This window comes from Acinetobacter sp. P37 (assembly GCF_057480965.1).
In genome coordinates, this window is sequence record NZ_JBLIYY010000023.1 from 30,756 (window position 1) to 42,760 (window position 12,005).

Genomic DNA, 12,005 nt, shown 5'->3' on the forward strand with positions numbered 1-12,005 from the left:
TCAAGCGTTTGATCAAACTTTTATAGTATTGAAAAATTAAATTGTGTTAAATCCATGAAATACCTTTGAATTAAGTGGTGATCTCAGCGACAAGCTTTGGAGTATTATCCTGAAGTTACCCATATATACACTGCCACAAGACTTTAAAATAGTGTTAAATACGGGCATTAAAATTTAATACTTTATTTGGGTTCTTATGGATCATTCAGTACATAACAAATTGGTTTCATTTATCTGGTCGATTGCTGATGACTGTCTTCGAGATGTCTATGTACGTGGTAAATATCGTGATGTCATTTTGCCGATGGTGGTATTACGCCGTCTGGATACTTTATTAGAGCCGACCAAAGATGCAGTACTCGAAGAAGTCCGCTACCAACAAGTCGAAATGGAACTCACCGAGTTTGATGATGAGCCACTTAAAGAAGCATCAGGCTATGTGTTCTATAATACTTCTAAATGGACATTACGTTCACTGTATACCGCGGCATCAAATAACCCTGAAATTTTACTGGCGAACTTTGAAGAATATTTGGAAGGTTTTAGCGACAACGTTAAAGAAATCATTCAATGCTTTAACCTGTACGCTCAAATCCGCCACATGTCACATAAAAATGTGCTGTTAGATGTGGTCGAGAAATTCTTATCGCCGTACATTAACTTAACCCCTGAAGATGTAGTTGATCCAGACGGCTACCGTTTACCCGCATTGACTAACTTAGGTATGGGTTATGTCTTTGAAGAATTAATTCGTAAATTTAACGAAGAAAATAACGAAGAGGCGGGTGAGCACTTTACTCCACGTGAAGTGATTGAGTTAATGACACATTTTGTCTTTGACCCAATTCAGGAAAAATTACCTTTAACCATCACTGTCTATGACCCTGCATGCGGTTCAGGTGGGATGTTGACCGAAGCACAAAACTTTATTGAAGAGCGTTATAGCGTTGAAAATGGCAACCGTGATGTGCTTTTGTATGGTAAAGAGATCAATGACGAGACGTATGCAATCTGTAAGTCAGACATGATGATTAAGGGTAATAACCCTGAAAATATTCGTGTTGGTTCAACACTGACAACAGATGAATTTGTTGGCACCAAGTTTGACTTTATGCTGTCAAACCCGCCGTATGGGAAGAGCTGGGCATCTGAGCAAAAGCATATTAAAGATGGTTCAGATGTAATTGATCCACGTTTCATCGTGAAATTAAAAGACTATTGGGGCAATGAAGAAAGCTGTGATGCCACACCACGTTCAAGTGATGGTCAGCTTTTATTCCTCATGGAAATGGTCAATAAGATGAAATCGCCTGAGCATAACGGCATTGGAGGTCGTATTGCTTCTGTTCATAATGGTTCAAGCTTATTTACCGGTGATGCAGGTGGTGGTGAAAGTAATATTCGTCGTTATATCATCGAAAATGACTTATTGAATGCGATTGTGCAGTTACCAAATAACTTGTTCTATAACACAGGTATTACCACTTATATTTGGTTGTTGTCGAATAACAAACCAGTACAGCGCAAAGGCAAAGTACAACTGATTGATGCAAGTTTGATGTTCCGTAAGTTGCGTAAAAACTTGGGCAATAAAAACTGTGAATTTGCGCCTGAACATATTGCTGAAATTATGCAGACTTATCTTGCAGGTCAAGATGTAGAGCGTCAGCTTGATGCAAAAAATGATCCTATAGGTATTGCAAGCAAGGTGTTTGATAACCAAGACTTTGGTTATTACAAAGTTAATATTGAGCGTCCAGACCGCCGTAGCGCACAGTTTAGTGCAGAGCGTTTGCAAGGTTTACGTTTTGATAAGTCTTTGTCTGAGCCGATGGAATATATGTATAGCACCTATGGCGATGATATTTATAGCGAAGCGAAGCTTGATGCGGTGAAAAAAGAAGTATTGGCATGGTGTGAAGATCAAGAGATTAGCCTTAACAATAAAGCGCAAGCCAAGCTGTTTGATGTGAAGCATTGGAATGCTTTAAAAACAGCGTTGGAGAATGCGTTAAGCATCATGCAACAGGTGGGTACAGATGAGTTTTCAGACTTTAACTTATTTAAGAAGAAAGTTGATGAAGCGATCAAAGCTTTAAAAATTAAGCTGTCGAATTCTGAAAAGAACAACATTTTAAATGCGGTCAGTTGGTATGATGAAAACGCAGAAAAAGTGGTGAAAAAAGTCGTGAAGCTGAATGACGCTGAGCTTGCCGATTTGCTTGCACACTTGGGCTGTACAGAAGCAGATTTGGCTGACTTTGGTTATTATGCAACAGTGAAAAAAGGCGAATTTACCACCTATGAAAGCAATAGCGATTTGCGTGATAGTGAATCTGTACCGTTAAAACAGCAGATTCATGTGTATTTCTTAGATGAAGTAAAACCGCATGTGGCTGAAGCATGGATTAATTTAGATTCTGTGAAGATTGGTTATGAGGTGAGCTTTAATAAGTATTTCTACCAACATAAGCCTTTACGTTCCTTAGAAGAGGTAGCTCAGGATATTTTAAGTCTTGAAAAGCAAGCGGATGGTTTGATTGCACAGATTTTGGGTCTTTAAGGGGAAGCATGATGTTTGAAAAATATGATGCTTATAAAGATTCGGGTGTGGATTGGTTGGGGGAAATACCTAAGAATTGGCAGGTTAAAAAATTAAAGCATATAGCTAGCATGAAAAGTGGTGATGGTATTACCAACTCACAGCTTTTAAATAATGGTCTCTATGAGGTTTACGGAGGTAATGGTTTTATTGGATATACTAATAAATTTAATTGTAGTGGTAAAACTATCGTTATTGGTCGTGTAGGAGCATTATGTGGTAACGTTAGATATATTAAGGAAAATAAATATATAAGTGATAATGCTTTAATTTTGAAAGCTTATAACGATCAAAATTATGATTTTATAGCATTAATTTTGCAAAGTGCTAATTTGAATAAATTAAGTACTAGTAATGCTCAGCCACTTATTACTGCTACTAAAGTAATGAATTTAGGTATACCTGTGCCAAATACTTTGGAGCAGGAAATGATAGTCAATTTCTTAGATCAAAAAACATCAGAAATCGACCAAGCCATTGCCATTAAAGAACAGCAAATTGCGTTATTGAATGAACGTAAGCAAATTGTGATTCAAAAAGCGGTGACTCAAGGTTTAGATCCAAATGTACCGATGAAAGATTCGGGTGTGGAATGGATTGGTCAAATTCCTGAGCATTGGGAAATAATAAAAGTAAAAAACTTGTTTAAGCTAATTATTGAACCTGCACCTAAAAACAACGACTTAGAACTTTTATCTGTTTATACAGATATAGGTGTCAAACCTCGTAAAGAATTGGAGGAACGAGGAAATAAGGCATCTACTACAGATGGATATTGGAAAGTTAAAAAAGGCGACATCATTGTCAATAAATTGTTGGCGTGGATGGGTGCAATTGGCTTATCTAATTACGATGGAGTTACAAGCCCAGCGTATGACATATTGAGAGCAACTAAGCCATTAAATCCATATATTTATCATTTGTTGTTTAGGTCTCCAACTTGTAGTGCAGAATTGAAAAAACATTCTCGGGGAATTATGGATATGAGACTGCGTCTGTATTTTGATAAGTTTGGTGACGTATTAGTACCTTATGCTCCAATTGCTGAACAGAATGAAATCATTAAATATATTGAAGTAGAAGAGCAGAAAATTAATGCAGGAATTGAATTAATCAATCAGCAAATCGAAAAGTTAAAAGAATATAAAACCACACTTATTAATGATGCTGTCACAGGCAAAATTAAAGTGGCATAAAAAATTTAAACCTAGCGAACTTCGGTTGGCTAGGTTTTTTAATATTTCGGGGGGGATATGAGCTTATATACAGTAGACACAGCCAACAAAAAATTGAAACCATTAAATGGTACAAAACTCAGCGAACAACAGCTTACAGAGCGTTACGACTTACAAGAATGGTTAGTGAGCCACCCTGAAGCATTGGGCGAAGAACTGCTGATTATCCAAAAAGAATTTGATGGCTTTGATGGCACAGGCGAACGCTTAGACCTGTTGGCCTTAGACACCAAAGGACAGCTTGTACTGATTGAAAACAAACGTGATGACAGTGGACGTGATGCCGTGTGGCAGGCACTCAAGTATGCGTCTTATGTTGCACCGTTTACGGCAAAAGATATTATTAGTGTTTATGCAAATTATATGAGTAAGTATCGACCCATTGATCCTGATTTGAATGCCGATGCGTATGAGCCTGAACATGTTCATCACACAGCACGTGTATTGATTGAAAAATTTCTAGGTGAAAACTCTGATATAGATTGGATGAGTAAGCTCAATCCTAAAGCAACTCAACGCATTATTCTCGTTGCAGGCGAATTTAGAAAAGAAGTCACCAATACTGCGCTTTGGTTAATTGAGCGCGAGATTGACGTTAAATGTGTAAAGGTTTCGCCATATATATTGAATAGTCAGTTATTGGTCGATATTCAGCAAATTATTCCTGTACCAGAAGCATCAGAATATATGGTGCGTTTAAGCCGTAAAGATGCGGAAATCAAAGTCATTAAAGAAAGAGAAAGTTCACTTGGACAATTGAGAATAGCCTATTGGACACAGTTGTTAGAGGATTTTCAAAATCGGAACTTTGACCTTTTCCGCAATGTAAATCCAGTTGGTGCAGGATGGCGTAGTGCAGGTGCAACAATTGCACAGTGTAACTACAACTTGATTTTCGCCCAAAAAGAACTCCGTGTAGAACTTGAGTTTGCAACGAGTAGTACTGAACATAATAAAAAGCTCTTTGATTTCTTCTATGCACGTAAAGCAGAAATTGAGCAAAGTTGTGGTCTACAGTTAGATTGGCGTAGATCAGAAGATCAAAAATTATCAAAGATTGTAATTGCTAACGCCGTAGAAGGTTATAACAAAGCATTCTGGCCTGAATATATTCAATGGCATTTTGAACACGTGCAAAAGTTTGAGCAGGTGTTTAAGCCGTATATGAAAGATGCGTATCAAGTAATTAAGTAAGAAAGCATAGATCTAAGAATTGAAAATTGAGGGTGGGTTGTGTCAGAACAACAAGGGTTGATTAAAGTCGCAGTGTGCAGTGTGGCACAGTTGCTCAGTGGTAAACACATTAAAACAGAAAATCAAAGATATATTCAGGGGCAATTGAGCATTCCTGAGTATCAGCGCCCCTATGTGTGGGGTGAAAAGCAAATTGATAAACTGATTGAAGACCTTAAAGATCATCAAGAACAATTTACTGACAGCCCTTATTATCTTGGAAGTGTGATCTTACATGAACAAGATGGATATTTAAATATTATTGATGGGCAACAGCGCTTAACTACACTTGCTTTACTGGGCTATCTAAATGCTGAGCTTGATGATGTATCACTCACTTATCAAGCAAGTTTGAGTATTCAGCATATAAAGCAAAATTTACAGTACCTTGAAAAAAATCGGAGTAAATGGGAAGACTACATAAACTTTGAAAGTATTGTTGTATCACTTGTAGTCACTGAATCTGAAGATGATGCTTATAAGTTTTTTGAAACACAAAACACAGGTGGGGTAAGGCTCACAGGACCAGATATTATTAAAGCGCATCATTTGAGAGCTGTACCTGTCGATTATAGAAATCATTATGCGAAAGAGTGGGAAGATTTAGGTGAGTTACAAGGCATAGTCATGACGCTATTAAGAGGGCGTTATTGGAATAGTCTGAAAGGGCGAACAGTTCCGTTTTATCAAGAAAAACAAAAAATTCGAGATGAAGTAGTTGAAGAGTTTGCCAACCGAACCCTAAAACATCAAGACGATGTTGCTTATGGTCTTATGCGTGTGACATATACACCTATGACCAAACAAGCAAAGCAAGATTTACAAAATAGTTACCAGCTTAGACAGCCGTTAAATGAAGGTATCAATAGTATTTCCTATATGGAATACTTTCAAAATTTATACCGTAAATATTATAAAGATTTAAAAGTCAGCTATTTACCAGAGTATTCTAAGTTTATTCATTGGTTAAAAGAACTGGAAGGTTGTCGTTTCCTAGAAGAACTTTTCGTCACTGGGTTGATGTTATACATCAGTCAATTTGGTGAGTATAAGCTAGGTGTCTTTGCTAAGAAGTTTTTTAGGGTAGCCTATTCAAAACGTGTCAGCAATAAAAAAGCAGTAAGGGCAGATTCTATTCCAGAGTTTTTAAGAGAACATAAAGTCTTAGATCACATCGCTTATAGTTTTACGCCAGAGCAAATATTCGAAGGTTTGGATTACTTTAATTTAAAAGTGGATCAGGATGGACTCAATGAAAACACGGTCAAAAGACATTTTGTTGAAGAAACGAATACACACTTTGGATTAGGAATACGCCCAACTCAGTATGCTGAACAATTTGCAGACCAGTTGAGCCAAAAGATACGGAATTTGGGGTAATAAGAATGAATCAAGCAGTAAATACAGAGCTTTTATGTTTAAGGCACGTTGTAGATGAGAACTATCAATTCATTATCCCTAGCTATCAACGTCCGTATGTATGGAGTTCAATTCATATTGAAGATTTACTCAATGATATTGAGCAAGCATTCAAAAATAAAGAAGCTCATTATTTTATTGGTACGACATTGTCATCAAAAAAAGATCATTCAACTTATGAATTAATCGATGGGCAACAGCGCACAACAACATTGATGTTATTTGCTTTGGCTTGCCATGATTACAAAGATTCAGTGTTAAAAGGGCATTCGATACTAAAAGTGTCGACTTATGCTAAAAAGCCAAGATTGCATTTTGAAATTCGGGAAAGAATTGAATCTTATTTGGGTTCTCAAGTTGGGCTTGATGGATTTGGTAAGCCATCGCAAGATCAACTGGCTGAAGATGCTTATTTGAAGCATATACATGCAGGTCTCGAATACATAAAACAAAGACTAAAAAAGATTAGTGAGAGTGAGGTAGAACTTAAGGAATTTATAGACTACATCTTTGAAAATGTAAGATGGATTAATAACATTATCCCTGAAAAGACTGATTTGAATAAACTGTTCTCGAGTATGAATACTTCGGGAATACAGTTAGAGCCAGTGGATATTCTGAAATCCAAAATTTTTAAAAAAATTACGAAGAATAAGAAGCTTTATGAGGCAATTTGGGATGCTTGTCAAAATATGAATACATATTTTGAACGGGTGTTACGTAAAAAGATTGAAGCTTCATCATGGAATAAATTGAGTTATGAGGATCTTGAGCAGTATGATGCAGAAAGCATGGTGTTTGAGGTTGAATCTGAAAGTTCTAAAAAGTCATTTTTGAAAGGTTTATCTATTCAAGAGATAGATAGTAAACGTAATATTTCAAATTATGAAAATGATAGTGAAAAAGAAACAGAACATGAAGATCAGATAGAAGCAGATATTCCGGAGGAAAGTAAAAATCATTGTCGATCTTTTATTAGCTTCGAGTTGTTATTAATTCATGCATTGCGTATCTACAAAGTGTTAAACGATGAGAATGATATTGAAGAGCGTTTGATTGCTTCAAATTTACAAAAGATTTTTAAAGACTTTGTAATTCAAGCCAGTGAGAAAGAGATAAAAGATTTTTTAGATGTATTATGGCAAGTGCGATATCAATTTGATACGTGGTGTGTGAAGTGGCTAGAGAATGAAGATAGTGGTGGTGAGGAATTACGTTTAACTTCGATAAATCGACAGAAAAAGACAGAAGCTAAAAAAGCATATTTTAATAGGACAAAGAAAGAACATTCTGCTTTAGAGCTTTTACAAAGTGTGCGAATTTTTACAGGTGAACGTAGTGCTCAGTATTGGTTAACGCCATTTTTAATTGGTTTAATAAATGCTGATTCTTCTTTAGACCAAGATGATGTCGTTGAGTGGTTAGAGAAAATTGATAATGATTTATCTTTGGCAGTAGATGACATCACTCAAAAAGTAGCGAGTTATCAACTTTGTCTTGAGGATGAAATAGGAACAAAAGACTGGAAAGAGCTCCAAGACTATCTAGAAAGTCAAAAAGGGACTTCTTTTGAACATTACTGGTTCCAAAAATTAGAATATGTTTTATGGAAAAACTATGGTCGTCGTACGGAGAAAAAATTTAGAAACTATCGTATCACTGCAAAAAACTCAGTAGAGCATGTACATCCACAAAATGAGAGATTTGGGGCTGTATTGACGGAGTCATATTTGCATGCTTTTGGAAATTTGGTTTTACTCAGTCCAGGACAAAACTCAGAATATAGTAATAAGCCTGTGACGGTTAAATTGGCAGAATTTGAGAGAAAGCCATCATATGATTCGTTAAAGCTTAAATATTTATTTGATACTTTTAAGAAATCAGAAAGTAAAAATTTAACTAAGTCAGTTATTCAGATGCATCAAGATCGAATGATTGAGTTGCTAAAAATGCATTATTGTGGGGTTGAGGGTAATAAATAAAATGGTCAGTTTAACCAATGAACGTGCTTTAGAAATGGCAATTGAAAAAGCGCTGACTGGAACATGCCTTGAGAATATCAAATCAGGTTTAACCGACATTGCTCAACCTCATCATGGCTTTGTATCAGGTTCACCTGCAAACTTTGACATGCTGTATGCGCTAGATACCCAATATTTCTGGCAGTTCTTAGAACAAACACAAGCTGATGAACTGGCAAAGATTCAAAAATTTAACCCCCACGATTGGCAACGAAAAATCTACGAACGCTTTGATCGAATGATTCGAAAGCATGGGGTGGTTCATCTACTTAAAAAAGGTCTCGCCGTAGATCAAGCGCATTTTCAGTTGATGTACCCAGCGCCGTTGGCAAGTAGTTCTCAGAAGATTAAAGAACGATTCAAGCAGAACATTTTCAGTGTGACTCGCCAATTACGTTACTCAAAAGCCAATCCATTACAAGAAATTGATATGGTGGTATTTGTAAATGGTATTCCGATTATTACCTTTGAATTAAAGAATGAATGGACAGGGCAAAATGCTCGTTATCATGGGCAGAAGCAATATAAACAAGATCGTGATATCACACAGCCCTTATTGAGCTTTGCTCGTTGTATTGTACATATGGCTGTCGATACCGATGAAGTCTATATGACTACGAAGTTGGCTGGAGCGAATACCTTTTTCTTACCTTTCAACAAGGGCCATAACGCAGGTGCAGGAAATCCGCCAAATGCAGAGGGGCATAAAACAGCATACCTCTGGAAAGAGCTACTTTCAAAAGAAAGTTTGGCAAATATCGTTCAGCACTTCGTACGACTAGATGGGGATGAGAAAACCTTATTAGATAAAAGGAATCTGTATTTCCCACGTTATCATCAACTCAGTGTAGTACGCCGTCTCATTCATGATGTTTCAACACGTGGCGTAGGGCAGACATATCTTATTCAACATTCCGCAGGTTCAGGTAAGTCAAACTCGATTACATGGGCAGCATTTCAGTTGATTGAAGCCTACCCAGTAGAAAAAGACATTGCAGGAAGCCGAGGGCTAGAACATCCCTTATTTGATTCAGTGATTGTGGTGACGGATCGCCGTATTCTGGATAAACAGCTTAAAGAGAATATCAAGGAGTTCTCTGAAGTTAAGAATATTATGGCACATGCCCATAAGTCATCAGAGCTGAAATCTGCTTTAGAAAATGGCAAAAAGATCATTATTACCACGATTCAAAAATTCCCTTTCATTATCGATGGGATTGCAGATTTAAGTGATAAACGTTTTGCTGTGATCATTGATGAGGCACATAGCTCTCAATCTGGTGTTGCACATGACAAAATGAATGAAGTCATGGGTAAAGCCAATGAAGACAGTGATGGTATAGATGCACAAGATAAAATCTTAAGTGCAATGTTGGCACGTAAGATGAAAGGCAATGCCTCCTATTTTGCCTTTACTGCAACGCCAAAGAACACGACTTTAGAAAAGTTTGGTGAAAAGCAAGCAGATGGTTCATTTAAACCTTTTGATCTGTATTCGATGAAACAGGCGATTGAAGAAGGGTTTATTCTAGATGTCTTGTCCAATTACACAACATATAAGAGCTTCTATGAAATTGAGAAGTCGATTCTAGACAATCCATTATTCGATACTAAAAAAGCGCAGAAAACCTTACGAAGCTATGTGGAGAAAACACAACAGACCATTGATATCAAAGCTGAAGTTATGTTGGATCATTTCATTCAGCATGTGGTAAATACTAAGAAATTAAAAGGTAAAGCTAAAGGGATGATTGTGACTCAAAATATTGAGTCTGCCATCCGTTATTACAAAGCGATTGACCGACTACTTGAGCAAGCAGGCTATCCATTTAAAGCGATTATTGCTTTCTCTGGTGAGAAGAAAGTGGATGGTATTGAATATACAGAAGCGATTCTCAATGGATTCTCTGATAATGACACTAAAGATATGTTCGATCGTGGCTATGTGGGTGACAAGAAGCCTGTAGGCGTGAATGAAGATCAGTATCGCTTACTGATTGTTGCCAATAAATACCTCACTGGATTCGATCAACCAAAGCTTTGCACGATGTACGTTGATAAAAAGTTGGCGGACGTCCTTTGCGTTCAGGCACTTTCTCGTTTAAACCGTTCTGCCCCTAAATTGGGTAAGAGAACAGAAGATCTATTTGTGCTTGATTTCTTCAATGAAATAGAAGATATCAAACAATCATTTGATCGTTTCTACACTTCGACCACATTGTCACAAGCGACTGATATTAATGTACTTAACGAACTAAAAGATGAGTTGGATACTGTTGGAGTATATGAATCTACTGAAGTGGAAGATTTCGCTACGAAGTATTTCGATTCAGTCGATGCAGAAAAATTAAGCCCGATGATTGATATCGCCGTGGCACGTTTTGATGCTGAATTAGAACTCACTCCTGAAGATAAAGCTGATTTCAAGATCAAGGCAAAGCAATTCGTGAAAATTTATGGACAGATGGCTTCAATTTTGCCATATGAAGTTCCAGCTTGGGAAAAGTTATATTGGTTCTTAAAGTTCTTGATTCCGAAACTCAAAATTGAAGATCCAGAAGCGGATGCCTTGGATGAGTTGTTAAACTCAGTTGATTTAAACTCATATGGATTACAGCGTAAAAAACTGAATGAGCAAATTGAGTTAGATGCTGAAGAGACAGTTCTAGATCCGACAAATTCGAATCCTCGTGGTGCTCATGGCGGTGAAACTGAAGAAGATCCATTAGATGAAATCATTAAAACGTTTAATGAACGCTGGTTTGGAGGTTGGGCTGCAACGCCTGAAGAGCAAAAAGTAAAATTTGTGAATATCTTAAAACAGATAAAAGAACATGCTGATTTTGAGAGTAAGTATTTGAATAACCCTGATCCGCATACCAAAGATTTGGCTTTTGACAAGATTATGAATGAAGTGATGTTACGTCAAAGAAAGATTGATATGGATATGTATAAGCAATATTCAAAAGATACTGCCTTTAGAATGTCATGGAAATATAGCCTGCAACAGGGTGTTATGAGGTAAAGAGGATTGATATATGTGGAATTGGATACAAGAAGAGTTCTATACGTTTCTGATGGTGCTAGAGCGCTATCCAAAGGTTTGGATACTTCCTTGTGTCTTTTTCTATTTTGTATCGCTGTTATCACATGGCTTAATGGTCAACTCGGACATTATTTTGAGACAAGAAGCGTGACGCAGATGACGCCTTTTATAGATCAATTCATTGTAAATTGTTACGATAAAATTCGTGGGAAAATAGTGAATCGGTATTTGATATTTGGGACGTTGGTGTTGTTTGCTATTGGATATCTGAGAGCAAGGAAGAAATGTTATTGAAGTTTTATTAAGCAAAAAATCTTAAAATTTAGAAGATGGGGATTAGTTTTTATTAAATATGAATGGCTCAACCAACATCATCTGACAGTGCCATCGAGTTCTCCCACCGCCAAGGCCATCAATTACACTCTGAAGCGTTGGCCAGCTTTAAGCCG

At 36.9% G+C, this 12,005-nt stretch carries 7 protein-coding genes; all 7 read left to right on the plus strand.

What is annotated here, in order from left to right; translation table 11 throughout:
* The first annotated feature begins 196 nt into the window (after positions 1-196).
* The 7 genes from AC25JC_RS15870 to AC25JC_RS15900 are packed head-to-tail and all read left to right on the plus strand — an operon-like array spanning position 197 to position 11,707.
* Complete coding sequence (locus AC25JC_RS15870; RefSeq protein ID WP_486924417.1) at positions 197-2,563, plus strand: type I restriction-modification system subunit M; 2,367 nt, start codon at positions 197-199, stop codon at positions 2,561-2,563.
* 8 nt (positions 2,564-2,571) lie between these two features.
* Positions 2,572-3,798 carry a restriction endonuclease subunit S gene (locus tag AC25JC_RS15875; protein WP_486924418.1) on the plus strand — a complete coding sequence of 409 codons (1,227 nt, stop codon included), beginning with the start codon at positions 2,572-2,574 and terminating at the stop codon, positions 3,796-3,798.
* A 57-nt stretch (positions 3,799-3,855) separates the two neighbouring features.
* Positions 3,856-5,031: a DUF4268 domain-containing protein gene (locus AC25JC_RS15880; RefSeq protein ID WP_486924419.1), complete on the plus strand. Its 1,176-nt coding sequence runs from the start codon at positions 3,856-3,858 to the stop codon at positions 5,029-5,031.
* 39 nt (positions 5,032-5,070) lie between these two features.
* The gene (locus AC25JC_RS15885; RefSeq protein WP_486924420.1) at positions 5,071-6,450 is read left to right on the plus strand and encodes a DUF262 domain-containing protein; all 1,380 of its coding nucleotides are present in this window, start codon (positions 5,071-5,073) and stop codon (positions 6,448-6,450) included.
* 5 nt (positions 6,451-6,455) lie between these two features.
* On the plus strand, positions 6,456-8,471 hold the full coding sequence (locus tag AC25JC_RS15890) for a DUF262 domain-containing protein (RefSeq protein ID WP_249682120.1): 2,016 nt from the start codon (positions 6,456-6,458) through the stop codon (positions 8,469-8,471).
* Between the two features lies 1 nt (position 8,472).
* A complete protein-coding gene (locus tag AC25JC_RS15895; RefSeq protein ID WP_249682124.1) occupies positions 8,473-11,535 on the plus strand; it encodes a type I restriction endonuclease subunit R in 3,063 nt (1,020 codons plus the stop codon).
* A 13-nt stretch (positions 11,536-11,548) separates the two neighbouring features.
* Positions 11,549-11,707 carry a hypothetical protein gene (locus AC25JC_RS15900; RefSeq protein WP_249682127.1) on the plus strand — a complete coding sequence of 53 codons (159 nt, stop codon included), beginning with the start codon at positions 11,549-11,551 and terminating at the stop codon, positions 11,705-11,707.
* Positions 11,708-12,005: the final 298 nt, after the last annotated feature.

What these genes read in the sequence shown, in the direction of transcription:
- AC25JC_RS15880 (WP_486924419.1), top strand. Translation starts at nt 3,856, where the DNA reads ATGAGCTTATATACAGTAGACACAGCCAACAAAAAATTGAAACCATTA.
- AC25JC_RS15900 (WP_249682127.1), top strand. Translation starts at nt 11,549, where the DNA reads ATGTGGAATTGGATACAAGAAGAGTTCTATACGTTTCTGATGGTGCTA.
- AC25JC_RS15875 (WP_486924418.1), top strand. Translation starts at nt 2,572, where the DNA reads ATGATGTTTGAAAAATATGATGCTTATAAAGATTCGGGTGTGGATTGG.
- AC25JC_RS15890 (WP_249682120.1), top strand. Translation starts at nt 6,456, where the DNA reads ATGAATCAAGCAGTAAATACAGAGCTTTTATGTTTAAGGCACGTTGTA.
- AC25JC_RS15895 (WP_249682124.1), top strand. Translation starts at nt 8,473, where the DNA reads ATGGTCAGTTTAACCAATGAACGTGCTTTAGAAATGGCAATTGAAAAA.
- AC25JC_RS15870 (WP_486924417.1), top strand. Translation starts at nt 197, where the DNA reads ATGGATCATTCAGTACATAACAAATTGGTTTCATTTATCTGGTCGATT.